Here is an 18,434-nt window from a genome sequence, read left to right as displayed (position 1 = left end):
CGATCTCAAGGGTGGCCGGGCTCCGGCTCGGCCACCCTGTAGCCAACGCCCGGCTCCGTAATGACGATCGTCGGGGCCGCCGGATCGGCCTCCAGCTTGGCGCGCAACTGGCCGATATAGACGCGCAGATACTGCACGTCGCCCTCGTGCGCCACGCCCCAAACGTGCCTCAGGATCTGCCTGTGGGTCAGTACCTTGCCCGGGTGCCTGGCGAGATAGACGAGCAGCTCGAATTCGCGCGGAGTCAGCTTCACCTCCACCCCTGCATTGGCCACCCGGTGGCGCGGCAGGTCGATGACGATATCGCCGAGCTCCAGGACTGGCGACTCTTCCGGCCGCGCCGCGACGCGGCGCAGCGCCGTCCTGATCCGCGCCATGAGTTCGCCGACACCGAACGGCTTGTTGACGAAATCGTCGGCGCCGAGATCCAAAGCCTCGATCTTCTCGGCTTCGCGGTCGCGGGCCGACAGTACGACGATCGGTAGCGCCGTCCAGCCGCGAAGCTGTGCGATGACGGATTTTCCGTCCATGTCGGGCAGGCCCAGATCCAGGATCATCAGATCCGGCTGCTGCGTTGCCGCCAGAAGCATCGCCTCCCGGCCAGTGGTCGCAGGCACGATCTCGTACCCGGCGGCGGTCAGCGTCGGCCGCAGAAAGCGGTGGATGGCCGGTTCGTCGTCCACCAGCAGGATTCGGATTCCGCTCATGCCCCGCCCCTCCTTTCGTCGATCGGCATCCGCAACACGAACCGCGCGCCCCCGGCGCCGGCATCGGCAACGTCCAGCATGGCGTTTCCGCCATGCGCCTGCATGACGCCCCGCGCGATGGCCAGCCCCAGACCGGCCCCGTCGCTGCCGTCGGCAGTCCGGGCGCCGCCGCCGACGACGAACTTTTCGAAGATGCGTTCGGCCAGTTCCGGCGGGATGCCGGGGCCGTCGTCGCACACGCGCATGACGATATCCCGGCCGTCCTGCTCGGCGCGCAAGGCGATGTGCGCCTTGGCGCCGGCATGGCGCAACGCGTTGCCGAGAACGTTGCCCACCGCCTGCTCCAGAAGGCTTTGGTCGGCGTAGGCCAGCGGAAGGCCCGGCGGCACGCGAACCTCGATCTCCTGGAGCGCCCCCCGACGGCGCGCGGCAGCGGCGGCCCGGTTGAGGATATCGCCGATATCCACCCAGTCGCGCCGGAGGTCGAGCGAGCCCGCCTCCAGCCGCGTGATCGCGAGCAGGTTGCGCACCATCCCGTCGAGGTGGCCGGCCTCGTCGCGGATCTGGCCGAGAAGGTCGGCCCGTGTGGCGGCGTCCATGCGGCTCCCATAATCGATAAGGCTGGTGGCGGAACCGAGGATCGACGATAATGGCGTACGAAAATCATGGCTGATCGATGCAAGCAGCGTATTGCGCACACGCTCCGTTTCCGCAGCGGCCTGCGCGCCACGGATTTCCGTAGACAGGCGCGCCCGATGCAGCGCCGCCGCCACCTGCTCGCCCAGCGTCTGGAACAGGACTTGTCCCTCCCCGTCCAGAGGCGCCATCGCCTCATCCGTCTCGATGCCGAGAACGCCGACGCGCCGGCCATCGGCGTTGAGCGGACGGAAGAGCCAGTTGCTGGCCGGCAGCGTCTCCGTACCCGATCCCGCAGGTTCATCGTGCTCGAAAGCCCATAGCGCAGCCATGCGGGACGGCATGTCGAGCCTGTCTTCCGGCGGCCAGGCGGCGACGATCGTGACGCCGCCATCTTCATCGGGCCCCAGCAGGATGGTTGCGCGCTCGAGCGCGGCATGAACTTCGGAGACCGCCGCTTCGCCCACCGATTGCGGGTCCGGCAGGGCGGACAGGCGCTGCGTGACCTGGTAGAGGCGGCGCGCCGCCCGCGTGCGGCGCACGGCGGAGCGGTTCTGCTCGCGCAGGCGGCCGGCCAGCGTCGCCATGCTGACGGCGATGATCAGGAAGATCGCCAGCGCCAGAAATTCGTGCGGCCGCGCGATCGTCAGCGTTCCCGTCGGCTGGATGAAGACGAGATTGTAGGCCAGAAACGACAGGATCGACGCCAGGATCGCCGGCAGCACGCCGTGGCGGATCGCCGGAATCACCACCGCCAGAAGATACAGCATCGAAAGATTCGGCAGATCGACGACATGGCTGACCGCAAGGCCCGCCAGCGTCGCCGCCGCCACACAGGCCGCGGCGACGACGTATCCGCCCGCCGGCCTTAAGGCCGGCCGCATCAGGCGCCGCGGCTCCGTCGCCGAAGGCGCCCCGGTCAGGACGTGAACGGCAATGCCTTCGGCCCGTCCCACCAGGGCATCGGCAAGGGTGGCGCGCGGCCAATGCGCCGAAAGGCGGCTCAGCGGCCCGTGCCGGCGTGCCTTGCCCACCACGACCTGCGTTACGTTCTGAACCCGCGCGAATTTGAGGAGGGTGCCCGGCAGGTCCGCTCCGACAAGGCTGGCCGTCTGGGCGCCGAGATCGGCGGCCAGCTTCATCGCCCGGTCTATGCACCGGCGCTGATCGTCGCTCGCTTGATGGCCGGGCCTGTCGATCGTGACGGCAAACCAGTGTGCGCCGAGCAGGTCGGCAAGCCGGGCGGCCTCGCGCACCAGCCCTTCGGCCGCGACGTCCGCCCCGATGGCGACGAGCAACCGTTCGCCCGCCGCCCATGGCCCCTCTATGGCGCTGCCCTGCATCCGCTCGATCAGGTCGCTGTCGACGCGGGCGGCAACCTGCCGCAACGCCAGTTCGCGAAGCGCCGTCAGGTTGTTCGGCCGGAAGAAGTTCTGCTTGGCGCGGGTTGCCGTATCCTCGACATAGACCTTGCCTTCGCCCAGACGCCGGATCAACTCGTCCGAAGGCAGATCGACCAGCACGATCTCGTCCACCATCTGGATGCGGCTGTCCGGCACGGTTTCGCGCACGCGGACTCCGGTGATGCGCTGGACCACATCGTTCAGGCTCTCGACATGCTGGATATTCATCGTGGTCCAGACGTCGATGCCCAACTTCAAGCAATCCTGGACGTCGCGCCAGCGCTTCGGGTGCCGGCTCCCCGGCACGTTGGAATGGGCATATTCGTCGATCAGCAGCAATTGCGGCCGACGCTTCAGCGCGGCGTCCAGGTCGAATTCGGGGATGAGCCGTCCGCGATAGGCGATGCCCCTACGCGGCAAGATCTCGAGGCCCGACAGCAGCGCCTCCGTTTCCGCGCGCCCATGCGTTTCCACCACGCCGATGGCGACATCACGCCCGGCTGCCGCGGCGGCACGCGCGGCCTGCAGCATCGCATAGGTCTTGCCGACGCCGGGAGCCGCGCCCAGAAAAAGGCGCAGCCTGCCCCGCCCCTCCCGCTCGGCGTCGGCCAACAGCGCGTCGGCCGACGCCTTCGGCCCCTCGTCATCCACCATCGCGGCCCGCCGCCATTTCGTCCAACGCCAGATTGACCGATAGCACGTTCACGCGCGGCTCTCCCAGAATGCCCAATGTACGTCCATCCGTCATCGCGTCTATCAGGCGCAGCACCCGCGACGGCTCCATTCCGCGCGCTTCCGCTATGCGCGCAACCTGCATTCGCGCATAAGCCGGAGAGACATGTGGGTCGAGCCCGCTTGCGGAGGCCGTCGCCGCGTCGGCCGGCAGCGGGCCTGCGCCGTACCGTGCCTGCAGCATCGCCGTATCGGCAGCCATCCTTTGCTGCAACCGCGCGCTGGTGGGGCCGAGATTGCTGCCGCCCGAGGCCGAGGCGTCATACCCTGACCCGGCCGCGGACGGCCTCGGATGAAGGTAGCCCTGCCCGGCAAAGGGCTGGCCGATGAGAGTGGATCCGACGATCCGTCCGTCACGCTCCACCAGGCTGCCGGCCGCCTGATACGGAAACAGAGCGCCGGCAAGGCCCGTCATCGCCATGGGATAGGCGATGCCGACGAGAAGCGTGAACAGCGCGACAAGCGTCACGGCGCTGCGAAGTTGCGCGATCATGGGTCGGCCTCCTTATGCCAGACCGATGGCCGATACGGCCATGTCTATGAGTTTGATGCCGGCGAAGGGCGCGGCGATACCGCCGATGCCGTAGATCGCGAGGTTGCGGGCCAGCACCGACGAGGCATCGGCCGGGCGATAGGCGACGCCGCGCAGGGCCAGCGGAATGAGCGCCATGATGATGAGCGCGTTGAAGATGACCGCCGACAGGATGGCGCTCTGCGGCGAGGCGAGCCCCATGATGTTCAGGACGCCGAGTTCCGGAATCGCGGCGACGAACAAGGCGGGAATGATCGCGAAATATTTCGCCACGTCGTTGGCGATCGAAAACGTCGTGAGCGCGCCGCGCGTCATCAGCAATTGCTTGCCGATGCCCACGATCTCGATCAGCTTCGTCGGATCGGAATCGAGGTCGACCATGTTGCCGGCTTCGCGCGCTGCCTGGGTGCCGGTCTGCATGGCCACGCCAACATCCGATTGGGCCAGCGCCGGCGCGTCGTTGGTGCCGTCGCCGCACATGGCGACGAGCCGTCCCTGCCCCTGCTCTGCCCGGATATAGGCCAGCTTGTCCTGGGGCGTCGCCTCGGCGATGAAATCGTCGACGCCGGCCTCCGACGCGATCGCTGCTGCCGTGACGGGGTTGTCGCCGGTCACCATGACGGTACGGATGCCCATGCGGCGCAATTCGGCAAACCGCTCCTTGATGCCCGGCTTCACCACATCCTTGAGATGGATCACCCCGACGATGCGGCCGCCGTCCGCCAGCGCCAGCGGCGTGCCGCCGGAACGGGCTATCCTGTCCACCGCCGCATCGAAACCATTGGGAGCGGTCGCGCGGCCCTCTTCGGCCACGAAGGCACGGATGGCATCGACCGCCCCTTTTCGGATCCGCCGTCCGTCCATGTCGACGCCGGACAGGCGGGTTGCGGCGCTGAAGGCGACGAAGCGGCTTGTCGCGTTGCCGGCATGCTCGGCTGTAATGCCATGGGCCTCATGAGCCAGGGCCACGATCGAGCGCCCCTCCGGGGTCTCGTCCGCAAGGCTGGCGAGGCTGGCGGTCTCGGCTGCCTGGCGGGGCGAGGCGCCACCCATGGGCAGGATTTCGGCCGCCATGCGGTTGCCGAAGGTGATCGTGCCCGTCTTGTCGAGAAGCAGCGTATCGACGTCGCCTGCCGCTTCCACGGCCTTGCCGGACATGGCCAGCACGTTGTGCCGAAGCAGCCTGTCCATCCCCGCGATACCGATGGCCGAAAGGAGCCCGCCGATCGTGGTGGGAATCAGCGTAACCAGCAACGCCACCAGCACCGGAACCGAGACGAGCACGCCGGAATAGGACGCGAAACCGGCCAATGTCACGACCGCCACGAGGAAGATCAGCGTCATACCGACCAGAAGGACGGTAAGAGCCAGTTCGTTCGGTGTCTTCCGGCGCTCCGCGCCCTCCACCAGTGCGATCATGCGGTCGAGAAAGGAAGAGCCGGGCTCCGCGGTGATGCGAACCACGATCCAATCTGAAACGACGCTCGTTCCGCCGGTCACGGCAGAACGGTCGCCGCCGGCTTCACGGATGACGGGCGCGGACTCGCCCGTCACAGCCGCCTCGTTGACCGATGCGATACCGTCGACGATCTCGCCGTCACCGGGCACCAGGCCGCCGGCTTCGACCAGGACACGGTCCCCGAGCTTCAGGTCGAGCGCCGAAACCGTTTCGACGCAGGATCGGTCGTTTGCATCAACAAGGCGTTGCGCCACCGTGTCGGTGCGTGCGCGGCGCAGGCTCTCGGCCTGGGCGCGGCCGCGGCCTTCGGCAACCGCCTCCGCGAAATTGGCGAACAGCACCGTAAACCACAACCATGCCGCGATCTGGCCGGTAAATGAGATCGGGCTGCCGGCGGCGATGTCGCGAATGAGGAGCAGCGTTGCCGCGCAGGCGACCACTTCCGTCACGAAGATGACGGGGTTGCGCATCAGCGCGGCTGGATTGAGCTTGCGGAACGCTTCCAGCGCCGATCGCGCCAGAAGGTCCGGCTGGAGAATGGATGTTCGAGCCTGCGAAGGCATTGTAGGGTACTCCGTTTGGCGTCTGTCAGAAGGTCTTGCCGGACAGCATCTGGACCTGTTCGGCGATCGGGCCGAGCGCCAGCGCGGGAAAGAACTGCAGACCGCCGAGGATGAGGATCACGCCAGCCAGAAGTCCGGCGAACAGCAACCCATGTGTGGGGAAAGTGCCGGGCGACGGCGCAAGCTTCGGCTTGGCGGCCAGACGGCCGGCGATGGCGACGACCGGAACGACATAGGCGAACCGGCCCACCAGCATCGCCAGCGCGAGGGTGGTATTCCACCAGGGATTATCCGCGCCCAGCCCGGCAAAGGCGGAGCCGTTATTTCCCGCCGCCGAGGCATAGGCGTAGTAGATTTCGGAAAGGCCGTGCGGCCCGGCATTGTTGAGCGTGGCCAGCGCAGCGGGATTGACGGCGGATAGGGCGGCGAAGCCCAGCATCGCCATCGGCAGCACGACGATGGCGAGGACGGCGAGCTTGATGTCCCCGGCCTCAATCTTCTTGCCGAGATATTCCGGCGTGCGGCCCACCATGAGGCCGGCGACGAACACCGCGACGATGGCCATGACCAGCATGCCGTAGAGGCCGGAACCGACGCCGCCCGGCAGGATCTCCCCGAGCATGATGAGCACCATAGGCACCATACCGCCGATCGGCGTGAAGGAGTCGTGCATGGCATTGACCGCGCCGTCGGACAGCCCGGTCGTCACGGCGGCGAACAGCGCCGAGGCGGCAATGCCGAAGCGCACCTCCTTGCCCTCCATGTTGCCCCCGGCGGGGTCGAGTCCGGCAGCAGCCAGCATGGGCGTTCCGGCGCTTTCCGCCCAATAGGCGGCGCCGACCCCGGCGATCAGCAGCAAGCCCATGACGGCGACGAGCACGCGGGCCTGCCGCGTGTCGTCGATCATGCGGCCGAATGCGAAGACAAGGCCGAGAGACACCACCAGCATCTGCCAGATGGTCAGGGCGTTGCTCAGCGGCGACGGGTTCTCGAAGGGATGTGCGGCATTGGCGTTGAAGAAGCCGCCGCCATTTGTGCCTAGTTGCTTGATGGCGATCTGGGAGGCCACCGGCCCACGCGCGATGATCTGCGTACCGCCGTCGAGCGTGGTGGCGGCAACCGGCCCCTCCAGCGTCTGCGGCGTGCCGAGGGCGACCTGCACCGTTGCGGTGACGATGGCGAGCGGCAGGAGCACATAGAGGATCGCGCGGATCGCATCCACGTGGAAATTGCCGATGGTCGAGACGCTGCCGCGCGCAAACCCCCGCACCAGCGCGAGCGCCAGCGCGATACCCGTTGCGGCGGACAGGAAGTTCTGCACCGTCAGCCCCGCCATCTGGCTGAGGTCGCTCATCGCAGCCTCGCCCGCATAGGATTGCCAATTGGTGTTGGTTACGAAGGAGACTGCGGTGTTGAAGGCAAGGTCGGCGTCCAGCCCCGCAAGGCCCGACGGGTTGAACGGCAGAAGGCCCTGCAGCCGCAGCAGGGCATACAGGGCCAGAAATCCTGCAAGGTTGAAGGCCAGCATCGACAGGGCGAAGGCGAGCCAGCCCTGTTCCCTGGCGGGGTTTATGCCGGCAATGCGATGGATGGCGCGCTCCAAGGGCTCCAGCATGGGTGACATGAGGGTCCGCTCGCCCGCAAAGACGCGGGCCATGGAGCGACCGAGAACGAGGGCGGAGATCACGCACGAGGCAAGAATGGCGATGATCTGCAACCAGCCGACAAGCGTCATGGTTTGGCTTTCCGGATTGGGTCGGGTTGGATCAGAAGCGCTCGGGCCGCAGCAGTGCGTAGCCGAGATAAACGGCAACGAAGGCGGCCGCGAAGCCGCCGACGACAAGGTCGAAGCCGGTCATTGCGATGCCAGCGCGCGGGCGTAGGCCGCAAGCGCGACGAACGCGCCGATGCCGATGGCGAGATAGAAGAGATCGGACATTGCGGGCCCCTCCTTTCAGGGCCGCAATCCATGTGAGCCAAGCCGCATAAGTTTTCGATCAGGAAGTATCCGGGCCGGCATAAGGATCGCATAAGGGCGCACCACGCCTGCCCCGGCGCTTGACAAGCCGTGCGGCCTCGCCTCCGATCTGCAATCGGTGGCTGATTGCCGAACCGGGAGGTATCGAATGCCTGCACCACTCAGGATGCTTCTTCTCGTTTCGACGCTCGCCGTCGCCCATCCTTGGCAATCTCATGCCGCCTCGCCGGCGCCGGTCGAGGGAAATGACGGCATGGTCGTCACCGCCCAGCACCTTGCATCGCAGGTGGGTGTCGAGGTGCTCCGGCAGGGCGGCAACGCGGTGGATGCTGCCATCGCCGTCGGCTATGCGCTGGCGGTCGTCTATCCCACGGCAGGCAATCTCGGCGGCGGCGGGTTCATGACCATCCGCCTTGCCGACGGCACCTCGACCTTCCTGGATTTCCGGGAGCGCGCCCCGAAAGCCGCGACGCGCGACATGTATCTGGACGCGTCGGGCGAACCGGTCCCCGGCGCCAGCACCGATACGTATCTTGCCATCGGCGTTCCCGGCTCGGTCGCAGGCTTCGAGGCCGCACGCGAGAAATACGGCACCTGGGAGCGTGAACGTTTGATCGCCCCGGCCCTGCGGCTTGCGCAAGAGGGGTTCGTGCTGGAGCCGGGCGACATCGCCTCCCTTGCCGACGGCAACGACATGCTTGCGCAGGATCCGGCCGCAGCGGCGATATTTTTGAAGGACGGGGAGCCGCTCCGCCTCGGCGACAGGCTGGTGCAGCACGACCTTGCCGGCTCGCTCGAGGCCGTATCGCAGGGCGGAGCGGACGCCTTCTACAAGGGCGAGATCGCCGACCTGATCGTCCAGGCCAGCCAGGCGAACGGCGGAATCCTCGCCAAGCCCGATTTCGAAGAGTATCGCGTCCGGGAGCTGGAGCCGGTGGAATGCAGCTATCGAGGATACGACATCGTGTCGTCCCCGCCACCCTCGTCCGGCGGCCTCATCATCTGTGAAATCCTCAACGTGCTCGAGGGCTATCCGATCTCCTATCTCGGCTACGGCTCGGCGGAGACGACGCGCCTCATGGTGGAGGCGATGCGCCATGCCTTCGTGGACCGCAACACGGCGCTGGGCGATCCGGACTTCGTCGACAACCCGGTCGAAAAACTGACCAGCAAGGCCTATGCGGAGGAAATCCGCGCGCGCATCGACCCCTACCGCGCCGGCGTGAGCGAAAACCTCAGACCTGCCGGGGCGACGGAATCGAAAGAGACGACGCATTACTCGATCATCGACAAGGACGGTAACGCGGTTGCCGTCACCTATACGCTGAACGGCTCGTTCGGCACGGGCAAGGTGGCCGCAGGGACGGGCATACTCCTGAACAACGAGATGGACGACTTCACCTCGAAGCCCGGCGTGCCGAACCTCTATGGCCTCGTGCAGGGCGAAGCGAATGCCATCGAGCCCGGCAAGTCGCCCCTCTCGTCCATGAGCCCGACCATCGTCTCCCATGAAGGGCGGCCCTTCATGGTGATCGGCAGTCCAGGCGGCTCCCGCATCATAACCATCACCCTGGCGGCGATCATGAACGTCATCGACCATGGGATGGATATCCAGCAGGCGATCGACGCGCCGCGCATCCATCATCAATGGCTGCCGGACAAGGTCACCATCGAGCCCTACGCCCTGTCGCCGGACACGCTGAGGCTGCTGGCCGGCATGGGATACGAAGTCGGCATCGATCCGGACTGGACGATCTGGGGCGAAGCGGCCGGCATTCTCGTGGGCGGACGCGACCTGGCCGAGATCGAGGCCGGCACCGGTACGGCGCGCTACTATGGCGCCATCGACAGCCGCGCCACGGCCGGCGCGGCCATCGGCTACTAGAACGCCTGCCGGTAGAGGTTCAGTGCGTCGGCCTCGGTGACCTCGACGGGATTGTTGCCCAGAAGCCTCGTCTGTTTCATCGCGTCGGCCGCCAGCATGGGCAGGCTTTCCACGGCTACGCCGGCATCGCGCAGGCGGCGCGGCGCCCCGGAAGCGTTCATCAGCTCTTCCATGAATTGGACGAACCCGCGCGCCCGCTCGGCAGTATCGCCTCGGGACGCTCCTGCCACGACATCATGAAGTTCGGCATAGAGCGGCGCGGCCGCCTTCATGTTGAAGGACAGGACGGGGCCGAGCATCAACGCGTTGGACAGGCCGTGCGGGATGTGGAAATGCCCGCCCAGCGGATAGGCCAGCGCATGGACCGCGGCCACCGGCGCATTGGCGAAGGCTTGTCCGGCAAGGTTTGCGCCGAGCAGCATGGCCTCGCGCGCCGGCCGGTTTTGCCCGTCGCGGCAGGCATCGACGAGGTTGGCGGACAGAAGCCGCAGGGCCTCGCGTGCAAGCGCATCGGACAACGGGTTTTTCCTGTGGCGGGACGTATAGGCCTCGATCGCATGCACCATGGCATCGATACCGGTGGCTGCCGTATGCAGTGGTGGCAGCCCGACCGTCAGTTCCGCATCCAGAAGCACGAGATCCGCGTAGAGCTGGGCGGAAACGACGCCCATCTTGGTCGTCTCGCCGGTCGTGAGAATGGTGATGTTTGTGGCTTCCGAACCGGTGCCCGCCGTCGTCGGCACCTGCACCAGCGGTACCCTCGCGCCGACGACCCTGTCGATGCCGTACATGTCGGAAAGCGGTTGGGATGAGCCGATCTTCACGGCGGCCAGCTTGGCGACATCCATGGACGAGCCACCGCCCAGACCAACCACGATGTCGCAGCCCGCCGCCCGCGCAGCGTCGACGCATGCCAGCAATACGGTTTCCGGCGGGTCGGCGACGACGGCATCGAAGACGGTGACGCGGAAACCGGAGGCGGCCAAAGAGCGCCTGGCCGGCTCCAGCACGCCGGCACGGTGCAGCCCGGCATCGGTGACCAGAAGCAGGTTCCTCTCGGGCCGCCAGTCCGCCAGCATGCCGCCGAGGCGGCGTGCGCCGCCCCATTCGGCCAGCATCGCAGGCACGGTGCGGAAGGAGAATGGCGAGACGCCCTCCTCCGTCCGGACGGCGTCAGACGGCACTGCAGACATACTTCATCTCGAGATATTCCTCGATGCCGTGGTGCGAACCCTCGCGGCCGAGGCCGGACTGCTTGACGCCGCCGAACGGCGCGACCTCGTTGGAGATGATGCCGGTATTGTGTCCGACGATCCCGTATTCCAGGGCCTCGGCCACGCGCACCGACCGCGAGAAGTCACGCGTGTAGAAATAGGCCGCCAGTCCGAAGATCGTGTCGTTCGCCATGCCGATCACCTGTTCCTCCGTATCGAAGGGGAACAGCGGCGCCAGCGGACCGAACGTCTCCTCATGCGATACGCGCATGTCCTGCGTGACGCCCGTCAGGATGCCCGGCTCCATGAACAGGCCGCCGAGCCGCTTGCCGCCCGACAGAAGCGTGGCCCCTTTCGAAACCGCATCCTCGATATGCTCCTCCACCTTTCGGAGGGCCTTTTCCTCGATCAGCGGCCCGATGGCGACGCCCGGCTCGGTGCCGTTGCCGACCTTGAGCGCGGCCACCTTCGCGGCCAGTTTCTCGGCGAAGGCATCGTAGATGCCCTTCTGCACGTAGATCCGATTGGCGCAAACGCAGGTCTGCCCGGCATTGCGGTACTTGGACAGCATGGCGCCGTCCACCGCGGCATCCAGGTCCGCATCGTCGAAGACGATGAAAGGCGCGTTGCCGCCGAGCTCCAGCGACATGCGCTTGATGGTCGGCGCACACTGCTCCATCAGAAGACGCCCCACCTCGGTGGACCCCGTGAAGGACAGCTTGCGCACGGTTTCGCTGGCGGTCAGCACCGCCCCGATCTCCCGCGCCTTGCCCGTCACGATCTGGAGCACGCCGGCCGGGATGCCGGCCCGCACCGCGAGTTCGCCCAGCGCCAGCGCCGTCAGCGGCGTCAGGTCCGCCGGGCGCACGATCATGCTGCACCCGGCCGCCAGCGCGGGAGCCGCCTTGCGGGTGATCATGGCCGCCGGGAAGTTCCACGGCGTGATCGCGGCCGTCACGCCGACCGGTTGGCGTATGACCGTGATGCGCCTGTCGGATGCCGGCGCCGGTATCGTCTCGCCGTAGACGCGCTTGGCCTCCTCGGCGAACCATTCCACGAACGACGCCGCATAAGTGATCTCGCCCTTCGCCTCGGCCAGCGGCTTGCCCTGTTCGGCCGTCATGATGGCGGCAAGGTCGTCCGCATTCGCGATCATGAGGTCGAACCATTTGCGCAGGATCGCGGCGCGCTCCTTTGCGGCAAGCGCCGCCCAGCCCTTCTGCGCCCTGGCGCTTGCCTTGATCGCGTCCTCGATCTCGCTGGCCGACAGGACGGGAACATGGGCAACCGAAGATCCATCGGCCGGATTCGTCACCGCGATCGTTTCGCCGCCGGCAGCATCACGCCATGCGCCATCGACGAGGCACTGCTGCTTCAGGAGGTTAGGGTCGGAGAGCCGTAGCGTAGCCGTGCCGGAATTGCTGGACGTCAACATCTGTTCAACCTGCGCAATTGTCATTCGATACGACGAACACTAGTGCGATGGCAGCGGGGTTGAAAGCGTGGATCGCAAAAGCGGTCGAGCGAATGTGAAGTGCATATCTTTTGTCCACGCCTATCCAATGATCAAATTTGATCGCCGTGGCCTTGATTTGAATCCGGAGCCGCGACATTGGTTATGTGTAGACATATGCAATCCACCAACGAGGGACCCATGGTTGCGCGATACGGAATTCTGGCAGGCCTGTTCGCATCCCTGGCGGCTGCGCCAGCCATGGCGCAGACGAACGTCAATCTGGGCTTCTCCGGCTGGACGGGTTTCGCACCCCTCACGCTGGCGAAAGAGGCCGGCATCTTCGAGAAGCATGGGCTAAACGTAACCCTGTCCAAGATCCCGCAAGCCAGCCGCCATCTCGCAATGGCTTCGGGTGATATCCAGTGCGCCGCGACGACGGTGGAAACCTGGGTCGCGTGGAGCGCCAACGGCGTTCCCGCAACGCAGATCTTCCAGTTGGACAAGTCCTATGGCGCCGATGGCATCGCGGTCCGCGGAGACATCGCCGACTTCAAGGCCCTTGAAGGAAAGACGGTGGCCGCATCCGCACCCGGCACGTCTCCTTACTTCCTGCTGGCCTGGATGCTGAAGGAAAACGGCATGACGATGCGCGACGTACGGATCGTGAATCTCGAGCCCGGCCCCGCCGCCCAGGCCTTCGTTGCCGGACAGAACGACGCCGCCATGACCTACGAGCCCTATCTGTCGACGGTGCGCGACGCGCCCGATTCCGGCAAGATCCTCGCAACGACGCTCGATTACCCGGCCGTCATGGACACGGTGGGCTGTACGCCGGCCTTCCTCGAAGAAAATCCCGAAGCCGGCAAGGCCCTTGCCGACAGCTACTTCGAGGCGCTGGAACTGATCGCGGCGGACCCCGACAAGGCCTATGAGATCATGGGGGCCGACGTGAACCAGACGGCCGAGCAGTTCGCCAGCTCGGCACAGCATCTTCGCTGGCAGGACAAGGCCGCCAATGCGACCTTTTTCGAGGGTGAGTTCAAGACCTTCTCCGAGGCCGCGGCAGACCTGCTTCTGGAGATCGGCGTCATCCGCGAAAAGCCGGATGTCACAACGCTTTACGACGATCAGTACATAAAGTAGGCCAGGTTCAGCGCCGTCAGGATCATGATGCTTCGTCCGTTTCAGCCGGTCGGCGCCACAACGCGCGTCGTCCTCGGCATATCCTTCTTCGTGGCCTTCGTCGCCCTCTGGGCGGTGGCCACGCTGGGCGGCTTCGTGTCGCGCACCTTCCTTGCCGATCCGCTCACCATGCTGGCGGACGGGTGGAGCCTCATGCAACGCGGCTTTCTATACGATATCGGCATGACGGTGTGGCGCGTCGTCGGCGGCTTCGCCGTCGCGGCTGCGCTGGGCGTGCCGATCGGCATCGCCATGGGCGCCTACAAGCCCATCGAGGCGCTGCTGGAGCCTTTCGTCTCCTTCGCGCGCTATCTGCCGGCCTCGGCCTTCGTGCCGCTGCTGATCCTGTGGGCGGGTATCGGCGAGACGCAGAAATTGCTGGTCATCTTCATCGGCGCCTTCTTCCAGATCGTGCTGATGGTCGCGGGGTCGGTCGCCTCGACACGGCAGGATCTCGTCGAGGCGGCATACACGCTGGGCGCCCGTGACAGGGGCGTAGTCGCACGGGTTCTGATGCCGGCCAACGCGCCCGACATCGCCGAGATCCTTCGGCTGGTGCTTGGCTGGGCGTGGACCTACGTCATCGTTGCGGAACTGATCGGCGCATCCTCCGGCATCGGGTACATGATCATCAACAGCCAGGCACTCATGGCGACGGGGCAGATCATCTTCGGCATCATCGTCATCGGAATCATCGGGCTCATCTCAGACTTCCTGTTCAAATCCTTCAACCGTTGGGTCTTCGCCTGGAGGTTCGCATGAGCGAACTCGTCATCGACGGCGTCGGCCGCATCTTTCCCGGCGTGCGGGGCGGTGCGCCCGTCACGGCGTTGCAACCGACCAGCCTGACGGTACCGGCCAACGACTTCGTCACCATCCTCGGCCCCTCCGGTTGCGGCAAGTCGACACTGTTGCGCATCGTTGCCGGGCTGGATCGGCCGACGAGCGGCCGCGTGACGCTGGATGGCGTGGAAATCCGTGGGCCGGGCCCGGACCGCGGCATGGTTTTCCAGTCCTATACGCTTTTTCCGTGGCTCACGGTCGAGCAAAACATCGGCTTCGGCCTGCGCGAAAAGCGCGTTCCCGAGGCCGAGCGCCGTGAGATCGTCGCCCAGTATATTGCCGATGTCGGGCTGAAGGGCTTCGAGAACCACTGGCCCAAGCAGCTTTCGGGCGGCATGCAGCAGCGCACCGCCATCGCCCGGGCCCTCGCCAACGACCCCAAGATCCTGCTTCTGGACGAGCCCTTCGGCGCGCTCGACAACCAGACGCGCGGCCTGATGCAGGAATTGCTTCTCGGCATCTGGGAGCGCGAGCACAAGATGGTCCTGTTCGTGACCCACGACATCGAGGAAGCGATCTTCGTCGGCTCGCGCGTCGTCACCATGTCGGCGCGCCCGGGCCGGATCAAGTCGATCATCTCCGTGGACCTGCCCCATCCGCGTCACTACACGGTGAAATCCAGCCCGGAATTCTCCTCCCTGCGCGCCCGTCTTACCGAGGAAATCCGGCAGGAAGCCATCCTTGCCGCGGCTGAACGTTGATGCACCCGCCTCCGCGGTGATTGACAGGATTTCGGCAGGCGGATAAAGATCGAATTGCAGACGAAGATATAAGACCATCTGCATGATGGTCTTCGCTCGTCCGAAACTTGCCCCGACCCTTATGTGGATGTGTCTGTTACTCTGGGAGGAGTAGTGACATGCACGGGAGCAAGTATGCCCTGCGGGGCATCGAAGACATTATTTCGTTCATCGACAAGAGCGACGGTATCCGCGGGCGCGCCGGCCTTATCTGGTGGCTGGCGCTCGGCGGCCTGTTTCTCGACGCCTTCGCCAACTCGGCGCTGAGCGCGGGCCTTGGTCCGATGACGCGGGATATGGGGCTGGACGCCCGCGAAGTGGCACTGATGACGTCTTTCGCATCCTGGGTCGCGATCGTCTTCAACCCGATCGGCGGCTGGATGGCCGACCGTTGGGGGCGCATGCGCCCGCTCGTCTTCGCCAAGCTCCTGGCCCTGATCGGCGCCGTGCTCGTCGCAACGGCACAAAGCTACGAGATGATCATCTTCGGCCGGTTCTTCGTCGGCGCGGCATACGGCATCGATTTCGCCATCGCCATGGCCGTGCTGGCCGAATTTACCCCGGCCCGACTGCGCAGCCGCCTGAACACCTGGCAAGGCATCTGGTACCTTGCGGTGTGCACCAATATCCTGCTGGCGATGATGTTCTACAGTTGGGACGTCGGCGATACGATCTGGCGCTATTCCGTCGCGGCGACAGGCGTCTTCGCCTTGACGATCATGCTGCTGCAGTTCGTCTTCATGGTCGAAAGCCCCGTCTGGCTCGCGCGAAAGGAAAGGCTGGACGACGCTGCCAAGGCCATGAGCCGCATCTACGGCCTCGGCTTCGTCGCGGCTCCGCCGGCCGAGCGCCTGCCGGTCATAAACCAGGCAAAGCGCGGTTTCCGCAACATCGCGTTGATCTTCCGGGGCGTATACCTGCCGCGCACCATCCTGGCCGCGACGGTGCAGATCGGCCAGTCGATCCAGTATTTTGCCGTGGGCTGGTATCTGCCGCTCATCAGCGCATCGCTGTTCGGCACCGACTTCATCAACGCCATGCTGGGCACGCTCGTATTCAACGTCTTCGGAGTCGTCGGCGGCTTCATGTCGCCTGCGATCGGACGCTTTTTCGGCTTACGCAGGGCTTCGGCCATCGGCTTCGGCGCCGTCTTCTGCATGCTGGTGATCATGGGACTGTTCCACGACACGATGCCGGTCTGGCTGGCGGTGATCGTTCCCTCGCTCTTCATCCTGTTTCACTCCGGCGGCCCCGGCGCCAACGGAAAGAGCCTGTCTTCCCTGTCATTCCGAAGCGAATTGCGTGCCGGCGCGAACGGGATCATCGGCGCTATGGGTGCAACCGGCGCGGCCATCGGCCTACTCGTCTTCCCGCTCTTCAGGGAGGCGTATGGGCTGGGGACGACGTTCCTGATCCTGTCGGCAGTTCCGCTGGCGGCCTGCATCGTCTGCAGCGTCATCCGGTGGGATCCGACCCGCTCCTCCGTTAATCCGGACAACGAGCCGGATGCGCCACAGTTTGCCGGCGACTGAGGGGACCAGATGACGATGCTGCAGCAAGCCATACTGGCGATAGACGAAGGCACGTCCGGAACACGGGCTGCCCTGGTGCGGGCGGATGGCGGTGTCACCGCCCCCGCCTATGCCCCGCTCAAGGTGACGACGCCGCGCCACGGCGTCGTCGAACAGGACGCCGATGCGCTTCTGGAAACGACTTTGACGATGTGCCGGAAGGTCATCGCCTCGGCTCCCGCCGAAGGCCTGGAGATCGCCGCCCTGGCGCTGACGACGCAACGGGCGACGGGGGTCCTCTGGGACACGGAAACCGGACGGTCTCTCGTCCCGGCCATGGTATGGCAGGACACCCGCTTCTCCGAAGAGTTGAAGGCCCTCTCGCCGCACTGGGATCGGGCGTTGATCGAGCGCGCCGGACGGCCCATCGGTGCGCGCGCTATCTATCTGTGGGCCGCGCGTCACATGCGCAACACGCCTTGCGTTTCGGATGCATTGAAGAAAAACCGCCTCGCCTTCGGAACGGTCGACAGCTGGCTTCTGTGGCATCTTTCCGAAGTGCGGCAGGTGGTGACGACGCCGACCAACGCCACCTCCTGCGGCGCATATGATCTCCGCACGCATAGCTATATCGACGAGTGGCTTCGCGCGCAGGAGTTTCCGGAAGAGTTGCTTCCGGTCCTCAGGGAAGACGCCGACGACTTCGGTCATACCCGCCGCGACATCCTTGGCATGCGCGTACCCATCATGGCCTCGATGGGCGACCAACTGGCGGGTCTTGTCGGCCTCGGCTGCCATGACAGTGGCCAGGCCATGTGCGTCCACGGAACCGGCAGCTTCGTTGATCTTGTCATCGGCCAGGAGCGCCCGGCGCGGCCCGGCGCTTTCGAGGCCACGTTCACGATGACCGCGTGGCGCAAGGGCGGGCGTTCCAACCTTGCGGTGGAAACCTATGCGGCCACCACTGGATCCGCTCTCAACTGGCTGTGCAACGACATGCGCTGGTTCGACGATGCGCGCCAGATCAGCGCCTTGGCGGCGATGGCCGACGGGGCGCGTGGCATCCGCTTCGTTCCGACGCTGACGGGACTTCGGCAGCCAGTCATGGAGCCGGCAGCCCGCGCCTCCCTGACCGGGCTTTCGATGACCCACACGCGCGAGGAACTGGCCTATGCGGTTCTGGAAGGTATCGCCCACTCTGTCGTCTCCTGCGTGGAGGCGGACGAACTGGTTGCCGGCAAACGCATGCACGAGCTGGTTGCGGGTGGCGGACTGTCATCTTCGGATCCGTTGCTGCGCATGCAGGCCGATCTTGGCGGCGTCCCCGTGCGCCGAATGCCCGACGCCGAGCGCGCAAGCCTGCGTGGCACGGCGTTCATGGCCGGCGCGCGCGGCCTCATGTGGAGCGATCTTTCGGAGGCCCGTTCCACGCTTCCACGCGGCGAGACCTTCGAGCCCTCCCTGTCGGATGACGAGCGTCTCGCGCGCAGGGCCGGTTGGCAAGCGGCCATCTCTGACGAAATCGGCCGCACCCGTGCCGGCGCCTATGAAAACCATCTGCCCCCGGCTCGCAGCGGCGGATGACGGACCGAT

At 65.9% G+C, this 18,434-nt stretch carries 14 protein-coding genes; 6 read left to right on the top strand and 8 right to left on the bottom strand.

What is annotated here, in order from left to right:
* Nucleotides 1-5: 5 nt before the first annotated feature.
* Genes NDN16_RS11695 through NDN16_RS11670 form a run of 6 tightly spaced genes read right to left on the bottom strand, consistent with a single transcriptional unit; the run spans nucleotide 6 to nucleotide 7,891 of the window.
* Entirely contained in the window at nucleotides 6-707 is a 702-nt protein-coding gene (locus tag NDN16_RS11695) for a response regulator (RefSeq protein WP_251113760.1), read from the bottom strand.
* The gene (locus NDN16_RS11690) at nucleotides 704-3,400 is read right to left on the bottom strand and encodes a sensor histidine kinase (RefSeq protein ID WP_251113759.1); all 2,697 of its coding nucleotides are present in this window, start codon (nucleotides 3,398-3,400) and stop codon (nucleotides 704-706) included. The genes NDN16_RS11695 and NDN16_RS11690 overlap by 4 nt, the downstream gene beginning before the upstream one ends.
* The gene (gene kdpC / locus NDN16_RS11685; RefSeq protein WP_251113758.1) at nucleotides 3,390-3,971 is read right to left on the bottom strand and encodes a potassium-transporting ATPase subunit KdpC; all 582 of its coding nucleotides are present in this window, start codon (nucleotides 3,969-3,971) and stop codon (nucleotides 3,390-3,392) included. Before kdpC ends, NDN16_RS11690 begins: the two co-directional genes overlap by 11 nt.
* Nucleotides 3,972-3,983: 12 nt before the next feature.
* Entirely contained in the window at nucleotides 3,984-6,032 is a 2,049-nt protein-coding gene (gene kdpB / locus NDN16_RS11680) for a potassium-transporting ATPase subunit KdpB (RefSeq protein WP_251113757.1), read from the bottom strand.
* 25 nt (nucleotides 6,033-6,057) lie between these two features.
* Nucleotides 6,058-7,767 carry a potassium-transporting ATPase subunit KdpA gene (gene kdpA, locus NDN16_RS11675; protein WP_251113756.1) on the bottom strand — a complete coding sequence of 570 codons (1,710 nt, stop codon included), beginning with the start codon at nucleotides 7,765-7,767 and terminating at the stop codon, nucleotides 6,058-6,060.
* 31 nt (nucleotides 7,768-7,798) lie between these two features.
* A complete protein-coding gene (locus NDN16_RS11670) occupies nucleotides 7,799-7,891 on the bottom strand; it encodes a potassium-transporting ATPase subunit F (protein WP_251113755.1) in 93 nt (30 codons plus the stop codon).
* 285 nt (nucleotides 7,892-8,176) lie between these two features.
* On the opposite strand from NDN16_RS11670, the gene ggt reads away from it, so the two are divergent.
* Complete coding sequence (ggt, locus tag NDN16_RS11665; RefSeq protein WP_251113900.1) at nucleotides 8,177-9,895, top strand: gamma-glutamyltransferase; 1,719 nt, start codon at nucleotides 8,177-8,179, stop codon at nucleotides 9,893-9,895.
* Here the strand turns inward: ggt and NDN16_RS11660 are convergent.
* Together NDN16_RS11660 and NDN16_RS11655 are read right to left on the bottom strand one after the other, a co-directional pair.
* Nucleotides 9,892-11,088, bottom strand: a complete 1,197-nt coding sequence (locus NDN16_RS11660; protein WP_251113754.1) for an iron-containing alcohol dehydrogenase — start codon at nucleotides 11,086-11,088, stop codon at nucleotides 9,892-9,894. The two genes, ggt and NDN16_RS11660, sit on opposite strands and share 4 nt — an antisense overlap.
* Nucleotides 11,069-12,544 carry an NAD-dependent succinate-semialdehyde dehydrogenase gene (locus NDN16_RS11655; RefSeq protein WP_251113753.1) on the bottom strand — a complete coding sequence of 492 codons (1,476 nt, stop codon included), beginning with the start codon at nucleotides 12,542-12,544 and terminating at the stop codon, nucleotides 11,069-11,071. The genes NDN16_RS11660 and NDN16_RS11655 overlap by 20 nt, the downstream gene beginning before the upstream one ends.
* A 219-nt stretch (nucleotides 12,545-12,763) precedes the next feature.
* On the opposite strand from NDN16_RS11655, the gene NDN16_RS11650 reads away from it, so the two are divergent.
* From NDN16_RS11650 to NDN16_RS11630, 5 genes are all read left to right on the top strand, one after another.
* A complete protein-coding gene (locus NDN16_RS11650) occupies nucleotides 12,764-13,708 on the top strand; it encodes an ABC transporter substrate-binding protein (protein WP_251113752.1) in 945 nt (314 codons plus the stop codon).
* A 27-nt stretch (nucleotides 13,709-13,735) separates the two neighbouring features.
* Nucleotides 13,736-14,509: an ABC transporter permease gene (locus NDN16_RS11645; RefSeq protein WP_251113751.1), complete on the top strand. Its 774-nt coding sequence runs from the start codon at nucleotides 13,736-13,738 to the stop codon at nucleotides 14,507-14,509.
* Nucleotides 14,506-15,291, top strand: coding sequence for an ABC transporter ATP-binding protein (locus NDN16_RS11640; protein WP_251113750.1), 786 nt, complete (start codon nucleotides 14,506-14,508; stop codon nucleotides 15,289-15,291). The genes NDN16_RS11645 and NDN16_RS11640 overlap by 4 nt, the downstream gene beginning before the upstream one ends.
* Before the next feature lie 158 nt (nucleotides 15,292-15,449).
* Complete coding sequence (locus NDN16_RS11635) at nucleotides 15,450-16,862, top strand: MFS transporter (protein ID WP_251113749.1); 1,413 nt, start codon at nucleotides 15,450-15,452, stop codon at nucleotides 16,860-16,862.
* Between the two features lie 9 nt (nucleotides 16,863-16,871).
* Nucleotides 16,872-18,425: an FGGY family carbohydrate kinase gene (locus tag NDN16_RS11630; protein WP_251113748.1), complete on the top strand. Its 1,554-nt coding sequence runs from the start codon at nucleotides 16,872-16,874 to the stop codon at nucleotides 18,423-18,425.
* The last annotated feature ends 9 nt before the right edge of the window (nucleotides 18,426-18,434 follow it).

Origin of the sequence: Aureimonas altamirensis (genome assembly GCF_023702225.1) — a bacterium.
Classification (GTDB): domain Bacteria; phylum Pseudomonadota; class Alphaproteobacteria; order Rhizobiales; family Rhizobiaceae; genus Aureimonas; species Aureimonas altamirensis_B.
The sequence above is the reverse complement of the archived record's forward strand: the minus strand, read 5'-3'. Positions and strand labels throughout refer to the sequence as shown.

Excerpts from the sequence above, each read along its gene's own strand:
- NDN16_RS11695 (WP_251113760.1), bottom strand. The coding sequence starts at position 707 with ATGAGCGGAATCCGAATCCTGCTGGTGGACGACGAACCGGCCATCCAC.
- kdpC (WP_251113758.1), bottom strand. The coding sequence starts at position 3,971 with ATGATCGCGCAACTTCGCAGCGCCGTGACGCTTGTCGCGCTGTTCACG.
- NDN16_RS11655 (WP_251113753.1), bottom strand. The coding sequence starts at position 12,544 with ATGTTGACGTCCAGCAATTCCGGCACGGCTACGCTACGGCTCTCCGAC.
- NDN16_RS11690 (WP_251113759.1), bottom strand. The coding sequence starts at position 3,400 with ATGGTGGATGACGAGGGGCCGAAGGCGTCGGCCGACGCGCTGTTGGCC.
- NDN16_RS11660 (WP_251113754.1), bottom strand. The coding sequence starts at position 11,088 with ATGTCTGCAGTGCCGTCTGACGCCGTCCGGACGGAGGAGGGCGTCTCG.
- NDN16_RS11670 (WP_251113755.1), bottom strand. The coding sequence starts at position 7,891 with ATGACCGGCTTCGACCTTGTCGTCGGCGGCTTCGCGGCCGCCTTCGTT.
- NDN16_RS11630 (WP_251113748.1), top strand. The coding sequence starts at position 16,872 with ATGACGATGCTGCAGCAAGCCATACTGGCGATAGACGAAGGCACGTCC.
- NDN16_RS11635 (WP_251113749.1), top strand. The coding sequence starts at position 15,450 with ATGCACGGGAGCAAGTATGCCCTGCGGGGCATCGAAGACATTATTTCG.
- NDN16_RS11640 (WP_251113750.1), top strand. The coding sequence starts at position 14,506 with ATGAGCGAACTCGTCATCGACGGCGTCGGCCGCATCTTTCCCGGCGTG.
- kdpB (WP_251113757.1), bottom strand. The coding sequence starts at position 6,032 with ATGCCTTCGCAGGCTCGAACATCCATTCTCCAGCCGGACCTTCTGGCG.
- NDN16_RS11650 (WP_251113752.1), top strand. The coding sequence starts at position 12,764 with ATGGTTGCGCGATACGGAATTCTGGCAGGCCTGTTCGCATCCCTGGCG.
- NDN16_RS11645 (WP_251113751.1), top strand. The coding sequence starts at position 13,736 with ATGCTTCGTCCGTTTCAGCCGGTCGGCGCCACAACGCGCGTCGTCCTC.
- ggt (WP_251113900.1), top strand. The coding sequence starts at position 8,177 with ATGCTTCTTCTCGTTTCGACGCTCGCCGTCGCCCATCCTTGGCAATCT.
- kdpA (WP_251113756.1), bottom strand. The coding sequence starts at position 7,767 with ATGACGCTTGTCGGCTGGTTGCAGATCATCGCCATTCTTGCCTCGTGC.